Origin of the sequence: Schaalia sp. JY-X169 (genome assembly GCF_014069575.1) — a bacterium.
GTDB lineage: Bacteria > Actinomycetota > Actinomycetes > Actinomycetales > Actinomycetaceae > Scrofimicrobium.
This window is the reverse complement of sequence record NZ_CP059675.1, coordinates 608,905-631,081: the sequence shown is the minus strand read 5'-3', so window position 1 is coordinate 631,081 and position 22,177 is coordinate 608,905. Positions and strand designations below refer to the sequence as shown.

The 22,177-nt window shown below is 59.3% G+C and carries 18 protein-coding genes and 1 tRNA gene; 3 read left to right on the top strand and 16 right to left on the bottom strand.

Annotated features, from left to right (window positions below):
• The first annotated feature begins 8 nt into the window (after positions 1-8).
• The gene (locus H2O65_RS02810) at positions 9-1,721 is read left to right on the top strand and encodes a phospho-sugar mutase (RefSeq protein WP_182142090.1); all 1,713 of its coding nucleotides are present in this window, start codon (positions 9-11) and stop codon (positions 1,719-1,721) included.
• A gap of 477 nt (positions 1,722-2,198) precedes the next feature.
• On the opposite strand, the gene deoC is transcribed toward H2O65_RS02810, so the two are convergent.
• From deoC to H2O65_RS02755, 11 genes are all read right to left on the bottom strand, one after another.
• Positions 2,199-2,852, bottom strand: a complete 654-nt coding sequence (gene deoC / locus H2O65_RS02805; RefSeq protein WP_182142089.1) for a deoxyribose-phosphate aldolase — start codon at positions 2,850-2,852, stop codon at positions 2,199-2,201.
• Positions 2,853-2,947: 95 nt separating this feature from the next.
• Entirely contained in the window at positions 2,948-4,246 is a 1,299-nt protein-coding gene (locus tag H2O65_RS02800; protein WP_182142623.1) for a thymidine phosphorylase, read from the bottom strand.
• A 2-nt stretch (positions 4,247-4,248) separates the two neighbouring features.
• A complete protein-coding gene (locus H2O65_RS02795) occupies positions 4,249-4,707 on the bottom strand; it encodes a cytidine deaminase (protein WP_182142088.1) in 459 nt (152 codons plus the stop codon).
• A gap of 76 nt (positions 4,708-4,783) precedes the next feature.
• Positions 4,784-6,073, bottom strand: coding sequence for an ABC transporter permease (locus H2O65_RS02790; RefSeq protein WP_259349564.1), 1,290 nt, complete (start codon positions 6,071-6,073; stop codon positions 4,784-4,786).
• Positions 6,070-7,365 carry an ABC transporter permease gene (locus tag H2O65_RS02785; protein WP_259349563.1) on the bottom strand — a complete coding sequence of 432 codons (1,296 nt, stop codon included), beginning with the start codon at positions 7,363-7,365 and terminating at the stop codon, positions 6,070-6,072. Before H2O65_RS02785 ends, H2O65_RS02790 begins: the two co-directional genes overlap by 4 nt.
• Complete coding sequence (locus H2O65_RS02780) at positions 7,358-8,920, bottom strand: ABC transporter ATP-binding protein (RefSeq protein WP_182142087.1); 1,563 nt, start codon at positions 8,918-8,920, stop codon at positions 7,358-7,360. The genes H2O65_RS02785 and H2O65_RS02780 overlap by 8 nt, the downstream gene beginning before the upstream one ends.
• Before the next feature lie 255 nt (positions 8,921-9,175).
• Entirely contained in the window at positions 9,176-10,270 is a 1,095-nt protein-coding gene (locus tag H2O65_RS02775; RefSeq protein WP_182142086.1) for a BMP family protein, read from the bottom strand.
• A 191-nt stretch (positions 10,271-10,461) separates the two neighbouring features.
• The gene (locus H2O65_RS02770; RefSeq protein ID WP_182142085.1) at positions 10,462-11,607 is read right to left on the bottom strand and encodes a mannose-1-phosphate guanylyltransferase; all 1,146 of its coding nucleotides are present in this window, start codon (positions 11,605-11,607) and stop codon (positions 10,462-10,464) included.
• A gap of 34 nt (positions 11,608-11,641) precedes the next feature.
• Entirely contained in the window at positions 11,642-12,265 is a 624-nt protein-coding gene (locus tag H2O65_RS02765) for a 50S ribosomal protein L25/general stress protein Ctc (protein ID WP_182142084.1), read from the bottom strand.
• 202 nt (positions 12,266-12,467) lie between these two features.
• Positions 12,468-13,448, bottom strand: a complete 981-nt coding sequence (locus H2O65_RS02760; protein WP_182142083.1) for a ribose-phosphate diphosphokinase — start codon at positions 13,446-13,448, stop codon at positions 12,468-12,470.
• A 37-nt stretch (positions 13,449-13,485) separates the two neighbouring features.
• Positions 13,486-13,556, bottom strand: a tRNA-Gln gene (locus H2O65_RS02755).
• A gap of 68 nt (positions 13,557-13,624) precedes the next feature.
• On the opposite strand from H2O65_RS02755, the gene H2O65_RS02750 reads away from it, so the two are divergent.
• Positions 13,625-15,391: an ABC-F family ATP-binding cassette domain-containing protein gene (locus H2O65_RS02750; RefSeq protein ID WP_182142082.1), complete on the top strand. Its 1,767-nt coding sequence runs from the start codon at positions 13,625-13,627 to the stop codon at positions 15,389-15,391.
• Between the two features lie 19 nt (positions 15,392-15,410).
• Here H2O65_RS02750 and H2O65_RS02745 read toward each other — a convergent pair whose 3' ends face one another.
• Positions 15,411-17,009 carry a GTPase gene (locus tag H2O65_RS02745; RefSeq protein ID WP_182142081.1) on the bottom strand — a complete coding sequence of 533 codons (1,599 nt, stop codon included), beginning with the start codon at positions 17,007-17,009 and terminating at the stop codon, positions 15,411-15,413.
• Positions 17,006-18,751 carry a dynamin family protein gene (locus H2O65_RS02740; RefSeq protein WP_182142080.1) on the bottom strand — a complete coding sequence of 582 codons (1,746 nt, stop codon included), beginning with the start codon at positions 18,749-18,751 and terminating at the stop codon, positions 17,006-17,008. The genes H2O65_RS02745 and H2O65_RS02740 overlap by 4 nt, the downstream gene beginning before the upstream one ends.
• A gap of 123 nt (positions 18,752-18,874) precedes the next feature.
• Between H2O65_RS02740 and H2O65_RS02735 the strand changes: the two genes are divergently transcribed.
• Positions 18,875-19,306, top strand: coding sequence for a DUF1622 domain-containing protein (locus H2O65_RS02735; protein ID WP_182142079.1), 432 nt, complete (start codon positions 18,875-18,877; stop codon positions 19,304-19,306).
• A 70-nt stretch (positions 19,307-19,376) separates the two neighbouring features.
• Here H2O65_RS02735 and H2O65_RS02730 read toward each other — a convergent pair whose 3' ends face one another.
• Genes H2O65_RS02730 through H2O65_RS02720 form a run of 3 tightly spaced genes read right to left on the bottom strand, consistent with a single transcriptional unit; the run spans position 19,377 to position 22,142 of the window.
• Positions 19,377-20,417, bottom strand: coding sequence for a 4-(cytidine 5'-diphospho)-2-C-methyl-D-erythritol kinase (locus tag H2O65_RS02730; RefSeq protein ID WP_182142078.1), 1,041 nt, complete (start codon positions 20,415-20,417; stop codon positions 19,377-19,379).
• A complete protein-coding gene (gene rsmA / locus H2O65_RS02725) occupies positions 20,414-21,286 on the bottom strand; it encodes a 16S rRNA (adenine(1518)-N(6)/adenine(1519)-N(6))-dimethyltransferase RsmA (protein ID WP_182142077.1) in 873 nt (290 codons plus the stop codon). Before rsmA ends, H2O65_RS02730 begins: the two co-directional genes overlap by 4 nt.
• Positions 21,287-21,290: 4 nt before the next feature.
• Positions 21,291-22,142: a TatD family hydrolase gene (locus H2O65_RS02720; protein WP_182142620.1), complete on the bottom strand. Its 852-nt coding sequence runs from the start codon at positions 22,140-22,142 to the stop codon at positions 21,291-21,293.
• Positions 22,143-22,177 lie beyond the last annotated feature (35 nt).

Below are 22,177 nucleotides of genomic sequence, written 5' to 3'. Positions count from 1 at the left end.
AGGAATCAATGTCTACAACACCGTTCGATCGCGCGGCTGTCGAAACTTGGATCGATGATGATCCGAACATGGCTGACGCAGGTGAGCTTCGGGGTCTTCTGGCCCTCTCCGATGACGGGGACGAGGGCGCCACAGCAGAACTCGCCGACCGCTTCTCCGGGATGCTCACTTTCGGCACAGCTGGTCTTCGCGGACATCTAGGTGCTGGACCCAACCGAATGAACCGTGCGGTGGTTATCCGGGCGGCTGCTGGGCTCACCAATTTTCTCCATTCACAACTGCCGGATGGTTTCACAGTCGTCGTGGGATACGACGCGCGCTATGGATCGCACCAGTTTGCGTTGGATACCGCGGCAGTCGTTGAGGCCGGTGGTGGCCACGCCCTCGTCTTTGGGACTGCACTACCGACACCTGTTACTGCATTCGCACTGCGCCATCTCAATGCGGACGCGGCAGTGATGGTGACTGCTTCTCACAACCCACCCGAAGACAACGGCTACAAGGTCTATCTTGGTGGCAAGGTTGTCACGGGAGCCGGTCAGGGCACGCAGATTGTTCCCCCATTTGATGCCCAGATCCTTGAGCAGATCGAGGCTGTGCCATCCGTGGCATCGGTGCCTCGCGCTGAATCAGGCTGGGAAATCATCGGGGATGAGATTGTTGACAAGTACATTGAGCGAATATCCCAGATCGTCCCGGACGGACCCCGTGACCTGAAGATTGTTCTCACGTCAATGCACGGTGTTGGCGGGGAAACCGCTATGAAGGCACTGGACCGGTGCGGGTTCAAGAATGTCACTGTTGTTGCCGAGCAGCACGAGCCGGACCCCGATTTCCCAACGGTTGCGTTCCCGAACCCGGAAGAGCCCGGAGCTCTTGACCTTGCCTTTAAGACAGCGCGCGAAATCGGCGCTGACATCATCTTGGCGAATGACCCTGATGCGGATCGCTCGTCGGCGGCCATTCCTGATGAGTCGTCACCCTCTGGATGGCGTCAGCTCACGGGCGATGAGGTTGGCTCACTTCTTGGTCGCCAAAAGGCTCTGGAAGTCGCGGCCTCCACAGATCCCGGCGAGCTCACTTCAAAGATGCTTGCGAACTCGATCGTTTCTTCTCGCCTACTTGGGAAAGTGGCAGCCGACCTCGGTTTAGGCCATGCCAATACCCTGACGGGATTCAAGTGGATTTCCCGGGTCCCCGGCATTGTTTTCGGCTACGAAGAGGCGTTGGGGTACTGTGTGGACCCCGACTACGTCCGCGACAAGGATGGTATTTCAGCAGGGTCAAAGCTGGCGGCGTTGGCGGCATCCTTGAAAGCCGGGGACAGCAATCTTGGTGAGCTGCTTGATGAGTTGGCCCAGAAGTTCGGTCTTCACGCAACATCCCCCCTGACAATCCGCGTTGATGATCTCAGCCTGATTGCGAAGGGGATGGCAAATCTGCGCGCAGGCGGGCTGACAGAGATCGCCGGATCTCCGGTGGTTACAGCGGTGGACTTGGCTAAGGGTTCCGAGGACCTTCCTCCGACCGATGGGCTTTTGTACATCACTGAGAATGACGATCGCGTCGTTGTGCGCCCATCGGGGACCGAGCCGAAGCTGAAGTGCTATATCGAGGTCATCGAGCCGGTTGCGGATGGCGCGGTTGCCGCGGCGCGCGTTCGGGCCGCTCAGCGTCTCGATGCAATCAAGTTGGCGATGCAGCCGGCGATCGGTATCTGACTGTATGTAGTGGGGGTGGGTCCCACTGGGACCCACCCCCACTACATACCCACCCCCACTACATACCCACATACCCCGAGTCCGCTCTCACACCACATACCCACATACCCACATACCCACACGCTCCATCGGCCCGCTCCCAGGCCCGCTCCCAGGCACGCACACCAACGTAAGGTTGCCGGAATCACGTAAGGTTGCCGCCGTCACGTAAGGTTGCCGGAATCACGTAAGGTTGCCGCCGTCACGTAAGGTTGCCGGGATCCCCTAAGGTTGCCGGGATCCCCTAAGGTTGCCCGTTTCTTGCAAATTTTCGGGCAACCTTACGTGATTGCGGCAACCTTAGAGGCTGGGGCCAAGCGAGCTGAGCCAAGCGAGCTGGGGCCAAGCGAGCCGACCCAAGCGAGCCGACCCAAGCGAGCCGGGCCAGGTGAGCTGACCCCGCTCGGCGCCCGGGCCGAGCCCGCCCTAACGGGAGCGCTAGCCCTGCAAACCGTCCAGCACCGCCGCCGTGCCCGACAGGCCCAGCCGACTCGCCCCAGCCGCAATCATCGCTTCAGCAGCGGCAGCATCACGCACCCCACCCGAAGCCTTAACTCCGATGTTTGGCCCAACCGTGGCACGCATCAGCTCAATCGCGTGGGTGGACGCACCGCCCGCTGGGTGGAAGCCCGTTGACGTCTTCACAAAATCTGCACCCGCGTTCACGGCGGCCTTCGACGTCGCCGTGATCTCATCATCAGTCAGTGCTGCCGACTCAATGATGACTTTGAGAACCACATCGGGAGCTGCATCGCGCACACCCTGGATCTCCTCTTCAACGGCCTCGTAGTCAGCTTCCTTCACGAACGCCAGGTTCACGACCATATCGATCTCATCTGCCCCATCTGCGGCAGCCTGGGCGGCCTCGAATGCCTTCACACCAGCCTTCACAGCCCCCGAAGGGAAGCCGACGACCACAGCCACCTTCAGTGTCTCTGGAACCTCAATGGGGAGCATCGAGGGTGACACGCACACCGAGTAGGCCCCAAGTTCCACCGCCTCATCGATGAGGGCTTGAACATCCTTCGCCGTCGCCTCTGGCTTCAGTAGTGTGTGGTCTACCATCCCCGCAACGTCTTCACGACTGGTCATAATTATCTCCTTAACTACATCTGGTGGGGAGGCATCCGGAACCGGCGCCTCCCCGTTTGAACAGAGCCATTTAACATCGACTCACTTGAATAGAACTATTTGGCATCAATTCGATCGAGAACCAGCGGCGTGACGCTCGTAGGCTTCTCACTACCTATCTCAATCGCACCATCGAGCGCCTCAATGCTACGTGCAAACTTTTCAGGTGTGTCGGTAAAGAGCGTGAGCAGCGGAGAGCCCTTCTTAATGTAATCACCCGGCTTGGCGTGAATCTGAACGCCAGCACCAAGGTCCAGCTTCTCCCCTTGCCTAGTCCGCCCCGCACCCAGGCGCCACGCACAAATGCCAACTCCCCAGGCATCCATGGTCTCTACGTAGCCGTCTGACTCCGCATAGACCACTTCGCTGTGCTTTGCCTTAGGCATTGGGGCATCAAGGTCGCCATGCTGGGCCTCAACCATGGCCCGCCAGTGATCCATGGCGCGCCCATCATTGAGAGCTGCCCGAACGTCCTCGTCTGGCTTTCCTGCCAGCCGCAGCATCTCTTCAGCCAGCAATACCGTCAGGTCAACAACATCACTGGGACCGCCGCCAGCCAGAACTTCAATGGATTCCTGCACTTCGAGGGCGTTACCAATCATCAGCCCCAACGGTGTTGACATGTTGGTCAGCAACGCCGACGTCCGCACACCCGCGTCCGTGCCGAGGGCAACCATCGTCTCAGCAAGCGCACGTGCCTGTGCCTGATCCTTCATGAAGGCGCCGGAGCCAACTTTGACATCAAGAACCAGTGAATCCGTCCCCTCCGCAATCTTCTTCGACATGATCGAAGACGCAATCAGAGGAATGCAATCTACCGTCGCCGTGACGTCTCTCAACGCGTAGAGTTTCTTGTCTGCTGGCGCGAGATCGGCTGAGGCTGCGCAAATCACCGCACCGGGACCATTCTGGCCCAGCATTTCCATCATCTGCTTGTCAGAGACTTCTGCCTGCCACCCCTTGATCGACTCCATCTTGTCGAGTGTGCCGCCGGTGTGTCCCAGGCCGCGGCCCGATAGTTGGGGGACAGCCACGCCAAAAACAGCGACTAGTGGTGCAAGCGGCAGCGTGATTTTGTCGCCCACACCCCCGGTTGAATGCTTATCCGCGGTTGGCCGCCCCAGAGAATCAAAGTTCATGCGGATGCCGGAGTTCATCATCGCGGTTGTCCACGTAACAATCTCTTCCCGGCTCATCCCATTGAGGAAGATTGCCATGGCCAGGGCCGCCATCTGGTCGCTGGTGACAACCCCGCGGGTGTAGGCGTCGATCACCCAGTCAATCATCGGGTCCGAAAGCCGGTTGTTGTCTCTTTTCGCGCGAATAACATCAACCGCGTCAAATGCTTCAGGCATACTCATTCTGCTTCTTCTTCCACTTCCAAGGTTCCGTTACGCTCTGCATCCCAGACGCGGTCGAGGTCGTCGGGACCAAAACCGCCCGGCAGTACCTCTGCCATACTCATGATCCCCTCCGGCATCGCCACCATTAGGGTCTTACCCCCAAATTCAAACAGCAACTGCCGACATCTTCCGCACGGGGATGCAGGTTCTTCCAACCCATCTACGCACGCAAATGCAATCAGTCGGCCTCCGCCGGTTCGTGCGAGGTCGGAGACTAACCCGCACTCCGCGCACAACCCAACCCCGTAGGAGGCATTTTCAACGTTGCAGCCAGTGACGATACGTCCGTCATCTACGAGTGCTGCTGCCCCCACTGGGAATTTTGAATATGGCACGTAGGCCGTTTTCATGGCCGCTACAGCGTGCTCATGTAGTTGGCGCCAGACGTCCTCGTCAATCCTTCTTGTAGTCATGGGACTCCTTTGTCACTAAGTGTTGGTTGGATGAAGAGGCCCGCGCCGGTTGGACGCGGGCCTCAGATCTGAAACTCTATGGGTACGGGACCCCTTCTGCCGCGGGTGGCCTCACCGCCCCGACGAACCCTGCCACCGCAAGGATGGTCACGAGGTAAGGAATCATCAGCAGGTACTCGGCCGGGACCGGAGCCCCAACTGCCTGCATGACAGCACCAAGGTTGGTTGCAAACCCGAACAACAACGCGGCTGTGAGTGCCCCAATGGGGTTCCACCGTCCCAGAATCATGGCGGCGAGGGCGATAAAGCCGTTGCCCGCTGCCATGTCTTTAGAGAAGGCCAAGCCTTGCCCGACGGTGAAGAATGCCCCACCCAAGCCGGCGACAGCGCCTCCGAGAAGGACGTTATGCCAACGGATTGAGTTCACCCGAATGCCGACTGTGTCTGCTGCGCGTGGCTTCTCACCAACCGCACGGAGGCGCAGGCCCCAACGGCTGTTGAACAGCATGAACTGCAGGATGATGACAGCCGCATACATCAGGTAAACCAAAATTGTCTGGCGGAACATAACCGGGCCAATGATTGGAAGGTCCTGCAGGACTGGGATCGCAATAATTGGCAGTCTCTGCGGCTTGTTCAAGTGACTCGAGTTGGACAAGAGAGTTGAGAACAGGAACGAGGTGACACCGAGGGCCAGCATGTTGAGGACGACGCCAACAACAATGTTGTCCGCTCTGTACTTGATGGTAAACAGTGCCAGCAATGCACCAAGAAGAGCACCCGCAATTGGGGCACCAATCAATCCGGCCCACGACGAGCCAAAGATGGAAGCAGTGACGGCACCTGCGAATGCACCAAACAGAAGCTGGCCTTCAATCGCAATGTTGACAATGCCGGCGCGCTCATTGATGACGCCAGAGAGTGCACCGAACACCAGCGGTGTCGCAAACATCAAGCCACCAGCAAGAAGTGACACCACAGGCAGCACGGCCGAGGGACGACCAGCAACTGCTAGAACCAGGAAGCCGATCACGAAGGCCGTGCCGACGACAACTAGGAACCAGCCTGGGACAGGCTTGCGATCAATGGCCAGTTTGAAGGTGATTGCCGCAAACACGAGGCCAATGATCGCCATGATCCAGATTGTCAACGGAGCATTGACGGTGACGGTCCCCATGGCGAACCAGCTTGTCGCTCCGCCAAACGAAATGTTTGACTCTCCGTTTGCAGCAATTGCCATGATGACGGTTGTCAGCGCCATCAGCGCATTGACAACAGGATCTCGCCAAGAGATTGGAAGGACTATGTCTGCGGAGACGCCGGTGCGATCCTCAGATTTCGATGGGGTGGTAGCTACTGTGCTCACGCCACAACTCCTTCCATCTGTGCTGACTTATCCGAGTCTGGCTCGTGTTTTTCTTCAACCTTCGCCACGGTTTGTGCTTTGACTTTCTTTCGTTCACGGGACGCGCGTATCGCTTCGGATGCTGCGATCGTGAGGACGATTATTGCCTGGGTGATGAGAACGATATCCACGGGTATGCCCGCCGACGATTGCATCAGTGCTCCACCAGCGTTTAGCGCGCCAAACAGCAGTCCGGCAAAGAACACCCCGATGGGCCGAGATCGGCCAAGGAGTGCGACCGTGATGGCATCAAAGCCAATGCTGCCGGCCACACCACCAGTGATGGCCTTCTCTGTGCCAAGCACCGGCGCCGTTGCTGCCAAACCTGCGAGGGCGCCTGAAAGCGTCATCGTCATAATGACCACAAGTGGAACATTGATGCCAGCAGTCTTAGCGGCATCGGGGTTGGCACCAGCAGCGCGGATCTCGAAACCAAAGGTGGATCGGTCCAAGAGCCACCATACAAAGATGCAGGCAAGGATCGCGGCAATGATGCTGAAGTTCAGTCGGAATCCGCTGCCAAGTAGCGATGGGTAAACACCGGTTGAGAGGACTCTTGTCGACTTCCCCGGATACCCGTCACCATAGAAGCGCTGTGTCTGCAGCATTGCTGCTAGGAACAGCGCGGCTACCGAGTTGAGCATGATGGTAACAATGACTTCGTTAGCACCCAGCCGAGCTTTCAATATGCCCGGGATGAAACCCCATATTGCTCCGCCGATAATCGCGCCGATAATCGCAACAATGATGTGGACACCAAGGGGTAGGTTCCATGCGAAACCGATGTAACCACCGACCAGGGCACCAATGATGAGCTGACCTTGGACACCAATGTTGAACAGGCCTGCGGTGAACCCCACCGCCACTGCCAGGCCCGCAATAATCAGCGGGGTGGCACGAACGATGGACTCCGTCAGGGGGCGGAAAGCAGCCTGGAAGGAGCTTTGGCGCCAGTCAAAGATTGAACCACGAATCAGCGCCGTGAAGAACCCGGAGAATGCACGCCACGCTTCAGCGAAGAAGTCTCCAGGAGCGGCAAAGAAGTATCCAGCCGCAGCTTGGACTCCCGGGTCGAACATGACGACGATCAGCGCGCCTATCACCAATGCCAGGAGAATCGCCAGAGCGATTGTTCCTGCCGATGGGCTGAGAACACCCTTGATGAAGGACTTCCACCACTGCTTTGCCTCGTTGGGACCTGTGTCCGGCTCTAGAGTCGGGGGCTGCGGGTCAAGAACTGCAGGACTACTCACCGTTATTCTTCCCTTCCTGGCTGGCCGGAGCGCCCGCCTGTGCGATGGCATCCTCATAAGGAATGCCAGCCATCATCAAACCTAGGACGTCCCTGGGTGTGTCCGGCGAAACGATCCCGACTACCCCACCGCGGTACATAACTGCGATTCGATCAGCCAGGCTGTAAACCTCATCCAGCTCCGTTGACACAACGAGGACCGCGGTCCCCCCGTCGCGCTCCTCAATGATGCGCTTGTGAACGAATTCGATAGCGCCAACGTCAACACCTCTGGTGGGCTGAGATGCCACCAGAACCTTGATCGGCCTGGAGAGCTCGCGAGCCAGAATTGCCTTCTGCGCGTTTCCGCCAGACAGGGTTGAGATGGGGTCTTCAACGTTGGTTAGGCGCACGTCGAACTCCCGCGTCACCTTCTCAGCGCTTTCCTTGATGATTCCCGGGTGCATATTGACACCGGTTGCGTAGGGCTTTTGGTCGTAACGGTTAAGAATCAAGTTCTCCGCGATGGAGAAGGTGGCAATCATTCCGTCTGTCGATCGGTCCTCTGGGACGTAGCCGAGGCCGTCACTGAAACGCTTCTTAATGGAGACGTTGTTTACGTCAGTTCCGGCAAGGTTGATGGTTCCACCATCGATGCTCTGAGTACCAACAATCGCCTCGCAAATCTCAGTCTGTCCGTTGCCTTGCACGCCGGCAATACAGAGGACCTCCCCGTTGCGAACCTCAAAGGAAACATGATCGAGGGCGGTAAATCCGTCCTCGTCCACCAGTGATACCTCATTGAATGCGAGGCCGACTTCACCAAGTTTGGGTGGCGTCTTCTCAACTTCCAGGCTGACTGGGCGTCCCACCATCATCGAAGCCAGATCCTTCTCAGAATCCGTTGGCTTCGCCTGCCCCACCACTTTGCCGCGACGGATAACGGTAATAGTGTCCGCAACGGCGCGAATCTCCCGCAACTTGTGGGTGATGAAGACGATTGAAGTACCGGACTCCTTTAGCTGCTTCATGATTGATATGAGCTCGTCAGTTTCCTGAGGTGTCAGCACCGCGGTCGGCTCGTCGAGGATCAGCACTTTGGCGTCCCTGGAGAGGGCCTTGATAATCTCAACCCTCTGCTGGACACCAACAGGGAGATTCTCGATTATAGAGTCAGGCTTGAGTCCGAATCCGAACCGATCAGACAGCTCAGTGACTCGCGCACGCGCTTCCTTGAGGTTGAGGATTCCGCCGACGCCCTTTGTAGGCTCGTAGCCAAGCGAAACGGACTCTGCAACCGTGAACACGGGCACAAGCATGAAGTGTTGGTGAACCATGCCAATCCCAGCTGCCACGGCATCACCGGGCCCGGAAAAGTGGACGGGTTCGCCGTCTATAAGGATCTGACCTTCATCAGGTTGGTAGAGGCCGTAAAGCACGTTCATCAACGTTGACTTACCAGCACCGTTCTCACCTAGCAGAGCATGAATCTCTCCAGGTTTGACCGTGAGACTGATTGAGTCGTTCGCTACCAATGGTCCGAAGACCTTCGTGATCCCTTTTAGCTCAAGTTCCACATCGATCCCTTCATCGTTGTAGGGGTAACCAGAGTTTCTGGGGGTAGGGAAAGAGACTACACAGTCTCACGGCACAATTCCATTTGCACCGCCCCTACCAACTAGTTTTTCAAAAGACTCCCTCAAGCATAGATTGACTTTGAGTGTCTTCTCTGCATCTTTGCGCTTGAGGCAACCGTGGGGACAGAAAGCGGGGGTCCGGTTTCCCAGACCCCCGCCAACCTAATCAGTTAGGGCACTGTCGTGCATCCTGACTTATGAAGGTGTGTTGACAGACTCAACAACAATGGTGCCGGAGATGATGTCGGCCTTGAGTCCCTCAAGCTCCTCGTTCAGCTCTGGTGAAACCTTGTCCTCGAAATCGTGCCATGGGGCAATACCCACGCCACCGTTTTCAAGGGTTCCAACGTATGCAGCTGAGGTAAAGGAATCATCAACAACTGACTGAATGGCATCGAAGACAGCAGCGGAGATCTGCTTCATCACTGAGGTGAGGATCACGGAAGCATCATCCGGGTTGGTGAGAGCGCCATCGGCGTCTACCCACACAACCATGGTGCCTGCGTTTTCCTTGGCAGCTGCCAGTGAGCCTGCACCAACGGGACCTGCAACAGGCATGATTACGTCTGCGCCCTGCTGGATAAGCTGCTCAGAGAACTGCTTGCCCTTAGAAACATCTTCGAAGTTGCCAGTGGCCATGCCGTCCTGTGCGGCCTTGTCCCAACCGATGACCTCAACGGCCTCAGAGTGAACTTCGTTGTACTTTTCAACACCATCGACGTAACCATCAGCGAAGATAGCGGTCGAGGGAAGGTTCATACCAAGGAATGTGCCAACCTTGCCCGTGGTGGACATTGCAGCTGAGGCGTAGCCAGCCAGGTACGAAGCTTCAGCCGTGTTGAACAACAGCGGCTTGGCGTTGTCGTGCTCAGCGTTGAAGCCGGAGTCAACCAGAGCGAACTTGGTCTCTGGGTAAGCAGCAGCAGCCTCATCCATTGCATCGGCCATCAGGAAGCCAACACCAATGATGATGTCGCATCCGCCCTGAACCATGTTCTCAATGTTGGGGATGAAGTCGGCGTCGGACGAGGACTCAGCCTGGTCAACCTGGACACCGAGTTCTTCCTTCGCGCGCATCAGGCCGTCGTGGCCCGACTGGTTGAAGGACTTGTCATCAAAACCACCGGAGTCAGAGACCATGCAGGCCTTGACGTCGGTGGTGGTTTCAGCAGCCGTGCCTCCGGATTCGCCGGACTGGTCGGCTGGTGCACTTTCGGGGGCCGAGCCACAGGCTGCAAGACCCAGTGCTGCAACGGCGGCCAGAGCGCCGAATCGCATTGTCTTCTTCACGTATTCCTCCTGGTAGAGATTCTTCTATGCCCGTCGTGATCAGGGGTGCGTAAAACACCGCGATCGCTTGGGGTCATGATCGTAGCCTAACCACGGAGTCGTTGCTCACCTAACGAATGACAGTCATCGACGTGAACCGCAACAATTTTGTGATCCTTGCAATCTGGATCACTATTTGAGACAAAGGTCTCCTATGTGAATCTTTCGTTCCCCCGCGAATGCAAAGTATCGACAACTTCCTTCACCCTCTGTGCCTGTTCTCTGGTGGTAACCAGTAACGCATCCTCGCAGTCCACGACGACTGCACCCTCGATGCCCACCACCGCGATTACCCTGTCCGAATGTCCACTAACGAATGCCCCGTCCGAATCGATGAGAACTGGAATCGCACCCGTTCCCCTTCGTAACGCGCCGTCACGACGCATATCCGCAAGTGCTGCGAAGTCGCCGACGTCGCTCCATGCAACCGCAGGTGGCGCGGCCACAACGGCCACTCCCCCGTCCTCGGCCACAGGTTCTGCCAGGGCGTGGTCGATGGCGATTCTGGGCAGGTCATTCCACGCCATGTCGATCTGCGACGCGACCTCAGCGTCGACACCACCCCACAGCGACGCCAGTGTCCCAAGAGTTGTGGCCATCCGCGGGTGGAGCCTCCCAAGGTGGTCGAGGACGGTATCGGCACCCATAACGAACATGCCCGCATTCCACAGGTAGCCGGATGCAACGTACTGCTCTGCGACACTGCGTGGGGGCTTCTCAACAAACTTGGAGACCAGCTGCGCCCCGGGTGCCACTATCTGATCGGTTGCCTCAATGTACCCAAATGCCGTCGAGGGCGAAGTTGGCTCTATACCGATCGTGGTGATGTAGCCGCGACGTGCCGCAAGGACCGCGTCAAGGACAACGCTGCGAAAGGCGTCCTCGTCCCCAATAGAGTGATCCGCGGCGAACGAGCCAACTATGGCATCGGTTCCATACTTTTGTGCGACGAGGGCGGTCGCCAAGCCAATCGCCGGCATTGAGTCACGGCCCGATGGCTCCGTCACCACCGAGACGTCGAGGTCGGAAGACAGCAGGCCGGCATCCTTCAACCGCCGGATCTGCCCTTCCACTGCTTCGGTGTGCGCAGGTCCGGTGACGATGGTCACAGAAGCAGATATTGGGGCTAGACGGAGGATCGTTGCCTCGAGAAGCGAAACACCCTGCCCCAGCAGGTCCAGAAGAAACTTCGGCGCCCCTTGACGCGAAAGCGGCCAGAGCCGGGTTCCAGCACCCCCGGCGGGAATGATGGAGTGCAGCGCCGCATCGGCACTTGCTTGGCTCTGGCCACTTTGCACGGAAGTTCCTTCCTAAATCTCTGGCGCGCGGGCTTTAGTCCTTTTCGACTGCTGCCTCAACCTCAGCTTCTGCATCGGCCAGTGCGGATGCCTCTTCCTCAGCGGTGTCTGTAATTGCCACGACCGACACGATGTCGCGGGTCAGGAGCTCTTCGCCGGCTTCAACACCCTTTGGCAACGCAATATCCTCAACGCGAACGACTGAACCCTCTTCGAGGCCCTCAACCGAAACTTCGATGACATCCGGGATGGAAATAGCGGGGGCGGACACAAGAAGTGTGAACTCTTCCTGCTGCAGCTGGTTTCCAGCGGCTGGCTCCCCAACCAGTGAGATCGGCACCTCGACCTCAACGCGCTCGGTCGCGGAAACCGCGAGCAGATCGACGTGAAGAATATCGCGACGCACGGGGTGACGCTGAATGGCCTTGACCAGGGCCAACTGGCTCTTCGTACCATAGTTGACCGACACGACTGCGTTTGCGGAGTCCTTCGTCAGAAGGAATACCTCGTGGCCGGGCAGGTCCAGGTGAACCGATTCGTGTCCATGTCCGTACAGAACCGCCGGGATCAAACCTTCGCGGCGTGCGCGGCGAGCCGAACCCTTGCCGACCTCTGTGCGGACTGTGCCCTTGATGCTGTTCTCAGTTACAGGAGCCATTTTCTCTTCACTTCCCATTCTCGTGTGGCGGCGGGAGCGCTGACGTCCCCGGGCCGCTTCCTTGCAATGCCCGACGACCACCTGCGAAGAGATGCTCAATCCTGTCGATCACGGAGCACAATGTCTCCCTCGCCAGGCAACCAAACCAGCCTAGCGAGGAACCACGCGCGCAATCAACCCTCAGAGTGCGGGGTGAATCACCCTACGCTTCTCCATCAAACATCGATGTTACCGAACCGTCCTCGAACACTTCGTGAATGCCGCGCGCCAGAAGGGGCGCCACCGAAAGAATGGTGAGCTGATCAAACTGCTGCTCTGGACTAACCGGCAGGGTGTCAGTAATGATCACTTCTGAGGCGCCGCAGGACGCAAGCCGCTGCGATGCAGGTGCCGAAAGAACGCCGTGCGTGGCGGCCACAATCACCTCATCGGCGCCCTCCTGGAAGAGAACACGCACCGCTTCGGTGATTGTGCCAGCGGTATCGATGAGGTCATCAACAATTACACACTGTCGCCCTCGGACATCACCGACAACGCGGTTGGCGACCGCAACGTTGGGCCTAGAGGTATCCCTGGTCTTGTGAATGAAAGCCAGCGGACAGTTCGCAAGTTTCGCGGCCCACTTCTCTGCCACACGGATCCGTCCAGCGTCCGGGGAGACAACTGCAACCTTTTCAAGATCGATACGTTGACGCACGTAGTCGACGAGGACGGGCATAGCCCAAAGGTGGTCGACGGGGCCGTCGAAGAAGCCCTGAGCCTGGGCGGCGTGCAGATCAACACTCATAACACGGTCAGCACCGGCAGCCTGGTACATGTCCGAAACCAGCTTGGCTGAGACAGGTTCACGACCCTTGTGCTTCTTGTCTTGGCGAGCGTAGGGGTAGAACGGCGCCACGACTGTAATACGCTTCGCGGAGGCCCGCTTAGCCGCATCAATCATGATCAACTGTTCCATCAGCCACTTGTTTATGGGAGCTGTCATGGACTGGACAATAAAGACATCCGCGCCGCGCACCGACTCGTTGAAACGGAAGTAGATTTCCCCGTTAGCAAAGTCATAGGCGGTGGTGGGAATGACGTCACACCCTAGGGCGTTGCCAATCTGCTCGGTCAACTCCGGATACGCACGGCCACTGGCAAGGACCAGACGCTTCTCTCCGGTTGTAATAATCCCGCTCACTTGGTTGCCCCTTAGGTTGCGCGAGTCTCACATGTCGCTCCGCCCCCAGGATTCGAACCCGGACTAAGGACACCAAAAACCCCTGTGCTGCCTTTACACCAGGGCGGAAAGCAACAGCCATTCTGTCACAGGCTTGCCCGACAAGAAAATTGTGCCCACTGGACTAACCTTGACCAGTGGCTCATCTACTTGGCGTCGAAGACGCGACCGTCTCATTCCCTACCCATACCGTGCTTGATAGCGTCACCCTGGGCATCGGAGACGGGCAGAGAATCGGTATCGTCGGCCGCAACGGTGACGGCAAGACTACCCTATTACGCCTGATCGCAGGTGATTTGACCCCCGACAGTGGAGCCGTGGTGCCACGTCGCGGGCTGCGCGTGGGTTACCTGTCACAACGTGATGATTTTCCCGCGTCACTCGAGGTCGGGCAAGCCATTGTCGGCGACACCCCCGAACACGTGTGGGCGAGCAATCCCACAGTTCGTCAGGTCATAGACGGGCTGGTCGCGGACCTTGACTGGCACTCTCCCATCGGGAGCCTCAGCGGCGGACAAGCACGCAGGGTTGCGCTGGCGGCCCTCCTTGTTGACGAGTGGGACATCCTTATCCTTGACGAGCCCACCAACCACCTCGATCTGCAGGGTATTGCGTGGCTAGCAAACCACCTGAAGACCCGCTGGTCCAAATCTGCTGGTGGCCTTGTCGTTGTCACTCACGACCGCTGGTTCCTAGATGAGGTTTCGACCGATACCTGGGAAGTTCACGACGGGATTGTGGAACCGTTCGAGGGCGGGTATGCCTCATACGTCCTCCAACGTGTGGAACGTGACCGGATGGCAAGTGCGACGGAAGCCAAGCGGCAAAACCTCATGCGAAAGGAACTGGCCTGGCTACGCAGGGGCGCGCCCGCCCGCACATCGAAGCCGAAGTTCCGTATCGACGCGGCCAACGCCCTCATCGAAAACGAACCGGCCCCCAGAGACAGTCTGGAGCTCAGCCGACTTGCGACGGCCCGCCTGGGGAAAACCGTTATCGACCTCGAGGATGTCTCCTTCTCTTACGACCCTGCTAAACCAATCCTCAAGGACGTTACCTGGCGTATCGCGCCCGGTGAGCGTGCCGCCATCCTCGGGGCGAACGGCGCGGGCAAGTCCACGCTGCTCGGTTTAGTGTCCGGCGCTCTGGAACCGACTAGCGGAAGGGTCAAGCAGGGCAAGACCGTAGAAATGGCGGTGTTGGATCAGCAGTTCTCTGCCCTTGCAGATATTGGCGATGATCGAGTCCGTGAGGTGCTTTCCCGCACCAAGACCACGTTCGAGGTCGATGGCAAAGAGCAGACTCCCGCGCAACTACTGGAACGACTCGGCTTCAAGACCGCTCACCTCCAGTCCCGAGTCCGTGAGCTCTCTGGTGGACAGAAACGTCGGCTGCAACTACTGCTGATCCTGCTCAGCCAGCCCAACGTCCTCATCCTCGATGAGCCGACCAACGACGTCGACACCCAGATGCTCACTGCACTGGAGGATTTGCTGGACACGTGGCCCGGAACGCTCATCGTTGTGTCGCACGACCGCTACCTCCTCGAGCGTGTCACCGACACGCAGTACGCCGTCCTTGACGGAGGTTTCCGTGACCTGCCGGGAGGTGTCGACCAGTACTTGACACTTGCCCAGAAGTCCGCGGACACTTCTGAGCCGTCAGCTACGCCGCCTTCCTCGAGCGGCGCTGAACTGCGCGCCAAGGAGAAGGAACTCACGTCAACGGAGCGAAAGTTGTCAAGACTGGAGACGCAGGTCGCCAAGCAGCACCAAAGGCTCGCTGATCACGACCAAACGGACTTTGAGGGCCTTTCCAAACTAACTGGGGAACTGCACCAGCTCACGGAGGAGAAAGAGGCACTTGAGGAGCAATGGTTGGAGCTTTCAGACCTGCTCGGATAGCCGCCGATGTAGCCGAACCCTAGCGCACTCGAACCTTGGCTAGTGTTTCGACGTCCGCCACAAAACGTCCGTACTCGTCCAGAGCCTCCTGCAACGGGCACACTACGGCAGTCCCCATAACCGCTGCCACCTGGGCATTCAGGTCCTCCTGCACCCGGCGTCTGGTTCGCCTCCCACCGCTGCGTAGCAGCAGTCGGCCGAGGACGCCCAGCAGCCACCCGAGCAGCAGACCCCCGGCCAGAAGTGTCGTGGGGACGGCGATCGGCCCCCAATAGGGAGGTTCGGGAAGCACGATCTTCACCAGTCCAGCCACCCAGTAGGCTGCAAGCCACACAAGACCAACAGCAGCGGCGGCGGCGAGCAAGACCTGCAGACCAGCGGCCGCCCGCCACCACAGAGGGGGACGCACGTAATCATCCTGCGACTTGACCAGAACCCCATCCATGGCGCGCGCCGCGTTCACCGCGCCACCCTCGGCCTCGGCAACCACCTGATTACGCCAAGCTGTGGGGAGACCGGTAGTCCCCGCCCGCGCATATCTCCGCACCGCAACGCGAGTTGTTGCCTGCTGGGTATCTGACAAGACCAGGGACGAAGATGCCGCAAACTGGGACTCCCCCGAACCCTGAAGATGAAGCCGCTTGAGCGGGTCGGGTCGCCTTGAGCGGATCCACCGCGTCCACACCCATCCCACGCTCTTCACCCCCCTGTGGACATACGCCTGACCGGCAGCGCGAGCCACCGTGTCAGCTCCAAGCGCACGTGAAAGGGAACCGCTGACACCATCAAACCCGGGAAGACTCGCGGGTGCCACCAGTGCGCCACCTTCGTCCTCGGCCGCCCTCGTGAACAAGGTGGCTTGTGAACGCAGATCGGCGGCCAAACGTTGCGCGGCAGCCCGCTTCGTGGCAGCCACCGCCACGATCTCATCCCTCAACTCCGCAACTCCGCGCCCCTCCATGGCCGAGGTGACACGCACCTCCCCGCGGAATCCCCGCTCATCAAGAAGCTGGTGGAGGTGCTGTTCGACACGGAGCGCATCATCGACTCTGAGAAGGTCCACTTGGTTCAACACAACCGTCATCCCGCCAGATTGCTCGCGCAGACCAGAAAGGAACTCCAAGTGAAGTACCCCATCCGCGTACTTCTGGGGGTCAACCACCCAGACAACCACATCTGCTTGGGAGATGAGCCGTTCGGCCACAACCCGGTTCTGCACTTCAGTTGAATCAATGTCAGGGAGGTCGACAAGAACGAGGTCGGAACCTGCAAGCCACGGCACATCAGAAGCCTGGTGTCGCGTCCTCACGCCGAGCCAGTCAAGCAGTGCCGAACAGTCGTTTCCATACACCGCAAGCGGCTCCGAAGTAGTTGGCCTCGTCACCGCGACACGTGCAAGATTTCGCCCTATCACCGCGTTGAACAGCGACGATTTACCCGATCCCGTAGCACCTGCGAAAACAACAACCGTCGACTCCATGTCAACGCAGCGTCGTCCCGCGATCTTCTGGCTCAGCGCTCGCGCATGTTCAGTCACTGAGGCTGCCAGTTTACCTTGGCTGAGAGCTGTCGCGTTCTCAAGTGCGACACCGCCCTCCACGAGCGTCACCGCCCTCACTGCCACTGCTCCGTCCGTAAGGCATCACGAACCGCCGCGAACGAAGCCGTAACGTTTGCGGGACCATCAATGTTGATACCGTACTGGTCCACTGCCGCGAGCAGAGAATCAGCATCCTTTTCAAAGAAGTGCGCGGTTTTCTCCGAGAGATCCTCTCTCGCCCTCGCCGTCATCTTTCGCACTGCATCATCCCCAAAGACGGCCTCGAGCACACGTTGAGCAGCAACTGCAGTTCCCCCAGCAACCGCCAACTCTGCACCGGTGAGCCCGGCCGTTGAAGCAAAAATCACCACCATGAGTGCCGCACCCACCACGTTTACCCCGACAGCAAGCAACCTCGCGGTCGTCTTTTTATCCTTACCCGTTGACGACACCATTTCGACGAGGTCGCGCTGCCATTGTCGGACTGCCTCCGCCGCGTCGACTTCGCGCTCTTCAGAGCTGCGCAGGCGCAATGCCGCGAACTCCGCCACCTCGGCGGATTCGGTGCGCGACGCCCACTGCAGCTCCACGTTCGCTATCGCTTCCTCCGCTGTGGAAACTAGAGAGGTCAGAAGCGAATCCTCGACTGCCAAATCCACTGCCGAGGCCGATGATGCCTGGCGTTGAATACGCAACCACCCTGCTAGGCGGTCACGGACTGACGACACACCACTTTCAAGCTTGCGCATCCATTCGCCAGTCCCCACAACCTCTTGCCAGCGAGCAAGGACCTCCCCGCGCAGCAGTGTCCCGTCCTCAAAGGAAACCTCAACAGTCCCGCGTGACCGCGCGAAAGCGGCGGCCACCTCCTCTTTCATCCGTAAGGCCGCAGCAGCTTGCTGCTCCAGTGCATTAACGACGTCCGACTCGCGAAGTAGGAGGGCGTTAGTTGCCCCTTCCAGGGTCTGACGTGCCACAGCTGCCCGAGAGGCGGCGCTTGCGGCAAGGCTCAGCAACCACTCCCGCAGAGGTGCGAGCTCCGCTTGCGGTATCAGTCCGTCCTCATCCTTGTACTCTGTGACCGTGAAAATCGGTACGCTGCCCAGCCCCTCTTTATCAAGGTGTTTGGCGAGGTCGGGGAGGATTTCCCTCTGTGTCCCCGCCGGCATTCGATTAACAACAACGCCGAGGACGATGTTGCGGGATGCGGCCTCGGCCAGAAGCTTCCAGGGGATTGCATCCGAGTAGCGGGCAGCCGTGGTGACGAAGATCCACATGTCGGCGGCGGCAAGGAGTTGCCCAGCAAGGCGACGGTTAGCCTCGACGACCGAGTCGATATCCGGGGAATCCAAAATGGCAAGCCCGTGGGGAACAGCGGGACTCTGGACCAGTTCCAGGCTGCTTGCGCCGGGCTCACCTGCCTGTGAGAGGGGATCGGGAACAACTTGGCTAGTGCCTCTTGAACGGGACAGGCGAGCCAGCCCGGGGAGGATCCTCTCAGAGGAAAACCAGGCTCCGTCCTCGACCGCATGTACCAGTAGGGGGTCGCGTGTGGTGGGCCGGATTGCGCTTGAACGTGCAACGTGTTCGCGGACCAGGGAGTTGACTAGCAGCGACTTGCCCGCTCCGGTGGAACCCCCGACAACAGCCAGGAGCGGTGCATCCAAAGAGGTGTACCTGGGGAGCAGGTAGTCATCAATTTGCTGGGCTAACTCAATGGAGGTTTCCGTGCCTTCTTGAGCGCCGGGGCATCGCAGCGGGAAGCGCGCTGCTGAAAGCGTTCGGCGCAGTTCGTCAAGGGCGGGTGCAACATTGCTCACGGAGTCAGACTACTTGGGGTTGAGACAGAATCAGTACAGTGGAGCAGCGAACTTGACGCAATCAGACAGGACCGCACCGGTAATGTAGCGTTGTGTCCGGCAGTTCGGTGAGCGGAAGAGAATATGGAAACTATCTACACGGCGATTGCGGAAACCTTTGAGTTGTTGGGCACCCTGACAATGGTGCTGGGATTCATCATCGCCCTGGCCCTCGCAGTCCGTTCCCTGAGCCGCAAAGAGGGTGGTGCCAAGGCGTTCAGCACACTACGGATCACCATCGGAAGTGCGATCTTGCTGGGCCTAGAGATCCTGGTTGCGGCAGACCTGGTGCGCACAATCACTTCGAAGCCATCGATAGAAGAGGCAGTGATCCTGGGCCTCATCGTCCTCATCAGAACCATCTTGTCCTGGTCGATCCAGATTGAGATCGAGGGCGTTTTGCCGTGGAAGCGTGCGCTCCTAGAGAGCGGCGGCTCCCTGATGGTCAAGCAGATCAAAGCAGACCATGAGCTGCAGGTTGCCTACAACGACAGGCCGGAGGGCTCGGCGGGCTAGACCTCGCACGCGCCCAGCCCCGGCCCCAGCCCGTGGCCGGAAGTACCGGAGTCAGGGCCAGGGCGGATGGCTAAGACGCACACCACTTCGGGAGGGCCTCCTCAAGGCGAGCCCCCTCTGTCGGCCCCCACATCACCGCGGTCCCACTCACTCGTGGCAACGCCTCAAGACGTGCGGCCACGTCTTGCGCCGATTCTTCACTGTCGACTAGGGCGACCAGGGTCGGCCCCGACCCTGACATCATCCACGGAATGCCCAGATCGGCAAGTACACGGGCCGTGGCCGCCAGGTCAGGGCGCAGACTAAAGGCCGCCGACTGTAAGTCGTTCACCAGTGCAGAAGCGACCTCGGTCCCCGGGGCAAGGAGCGAGCGGCGCAGTCGCGGATCGATCGATCTCCCAGCATCGAATTCCGCTGGTCCCCCCAAGTCGTGCCCCGCCCGGGCGGCTGCATCAAAATGGTTGAACACCGCCGGTGTTGACAGACCCTCATCGGAGAAAATCGCAACCCACCACCGGGATTGCGCACTTGGCGATGACGTCCCCGGGTCGAGTTGCTCCATGTGGTTACCGCGACCCAGGCCGAGGGCGATCCCCCCGACAAGGCAAGCCGGAACATCGGCTCCCAGCGTTCGTCCCAAACGTTCGAGGTCGCACTGCGCTACCGGGTCCGACGCCAGCGCATTCATCGCCACCAACGCAGCCGCTGCATCCGCTGATCCACCTGCCATACCGCCGGCCACAGGAAGTGTCTTGTGAATCGTGATTCGCAACAAAACACCCGGTCTCGCAAGGAGTTGCGCCGCGCGGAAAGCCAAATGTCCAGGTCCATCGAACTGTGCGAAAGCCTGTGTCGCCACCGGGTCGAACCGCGGTTCACGCGAACCGGGGCCAACCGAGTAAACCCTGGTGTGCACCTCGATCCGCGTTGTGGTCACCGCACCGATTGGCGAGCCTGCCGTGGCTGCGTCGTGCTCTTCGACCTCGACATACTCCCTGAGACTGATCCCCTCAAAGACACTGCTCAGCGGATGGTAGCCGCTCTCATCAACCTCTCCCACCAGCAGAGCCAGATTGATTTTCCCCGGAGCGGAAGCAACAACCCTGGTCACCGCTGCACCCACGCCCTCGCCAAGGCCACAAAATCGTCAATCTCCAGGGCTTCCGGTCGAGCTTCCGGGCTAATGCTGGCGTCTGCGAATATGCGTCCCAGTTCGACGCTATCTGGGATGAGGCTTCTCAGGGAGGCCCGCACCATCTTGCGTCTCTGTTCGAATGCGGCATCGACGAGGGCGAAAGTAGCGTCTCGAAGCTCCGTGCCGCCGCGGGACGTTGAACTAACAGTGGTTCGAACCAACGCGGAATCAACGTTGGGGCGCGGCCAAAACACGTTGGGACCAACTATGCCCACCCGTGAAGATTGGCCATACCAGGCCAGTTTCACCGTGGGGGCCCCATAAGTCTTGGACCCCTTCGGGGCGACGAGGCGGTCAGCAACTTCCCGTTGCACCATCACCAGGGCTGACTCGAGCGACGGGAGATTAGCGAGGGCGGTCAGGAGAATAGGAACCGCGACGTTGTAAGGAAGGTTGGCAACCAGCGCACCGGGGGCCTGAGGCAGATCACTGGCCCGCAAGTCGAGGGCGTCCATGTTCACAACGAAGACGCGAGAGGCCCAGTCCCCACCCCGAGCCTCCACCGTCGACGGAAGGGCCCGTGCCAGGCCCCCGTCCAACTCCACAGCCTCAACAATGGCTCCTGCCTCAAGCAGACCCAAAGTTAGCGACCCCAGCCCTGGACCGACCTCGAGCACCACCTGACCCGGTGTCACACCAGCCTTAGCCACTATCTTGCGGACAGTACCCGCGTCATGAACGAAGTTCTGCCCCAGTTTCTTGGTGGGCATGATTCCGTGTGCTTCGGCCAGTTCGCGGATCTCTGCAGGGCCGAGCAGACGGGATGACGACTGCTGATCTACCAACTCGTCACCAGGTCCCGTACAGCCTGCGGGAGTTTGCCATCAGAATCGCGCATGCCACATCATCCGTTACCTCCCAGAGTTCAGCAATTGCTCGAACCGTGTAAATCATTGAGTAGGAAGCATTCGGGTCTCCGCGGTGCGGCACAGGAGTGAGGTATGGAGCGTCCGTCTCAACCAAAACCAGCTCCCTGGGCATCTCAACCAATGCTTCGCGGAGGTGCACATTCGCGGGATACGTCAACATGCCGGAAAATGACGCATACCAGCCTCGCGAGGCCACCTCCCGCGCCATTTCGGCGTCTCCCGAAAAACTGTGAAACACAATCGGTTGGTTGCGACTAGCATCCGCATCCAAGAGCCGCACGCAGTCGCCGTGTGCGTCACGATCGTGGACCTGAACCGGCAGGTTATGGATGCGAGCCAGTTCTAGGTGCGCTGAAAACGACTCGCGCTGTGCTTCCCGCCCGGGGTCAGCGGTGCGAAAATAGTCCAACCCCGTCTCCCCAACCGCGACCACCTTTGGGTCGTCGAGGAGACCGGAAAGGTGACTCAGCGCTTCAATCAGAGGCACGTGGTGAGGAAGGATCTCGTGATCGTAGCCGTCCGGCGACTTCTCCAAGTGCCCCGCGTGAAGGGCTGCCTCATTGGGATGAATCGCGAGTGCAACCCTGACCTGCGGATACTCGTGAGCCAACTGCAGGGTCGGCTCCCAATCAGGAACCTCACACCCCACCGTGATGAGAGAAGTGACGTTGACATCCCGAGCCCGACCGAGCTGCTCATCAAGGGGCATTCGGAATCCATCAGCCCTGGGGATTTCGCCCTCGTGCACGGGCAGGTGAGTGTGGTTGTCCATCACCGGGTACGGTAGCGGCGCGCCCTCGGGCGGCC

Coding starts and splice junctions, on each gene's coding strand:
- H2O65_RS02810 (WP_182142090.1), top strand. CDS start 9: ATGTCTACAACACCGTTCGATCGCGCGGCTGTCGAAACTTGGATCGAT.
- deoC (WP_182142089.1), bottom strand. CDS start 2,852: ATGACCAGTCGTGAAGACGTTGCGGGGATGGTAGACCACACACTACTG.
- H2O65_RS02800 (WP_182142623.1), bottom strand. CDS start 4,246: ATGCCTGAAGCATTTGACGCGGTTGATGTTATTCGCGCGAAAAGAGAC.
- H2O65_RS02795 (WP_182142088.1), bottom strand. CDS start 4,707: ATGACTACAAGAAGGATTGACGAGGACGTCTGGCGCCAACTACATGAG.
- H2O65_RS02765 (WP_182142084.1), bottom strand. CDS start 12,265: ATGGCTCCTGTAACTGAGAACAGCATCAAGGGCACAGTCCGCACAGAG.
- H2O65_RS02735 (WP_182142079.1), top strand. CDS start 18,875: ATGGAAACTATCTACACGGCGATTGCGGAAACCTTTGAGTTGTTGGGC.
- H2O65_RS02720 (WP_182142620.1), bottom strand. CDS start 22,142: ATGGACAACCACACTCACCTGCCCGTGCACGAGGGCGAAATCCCCAGG.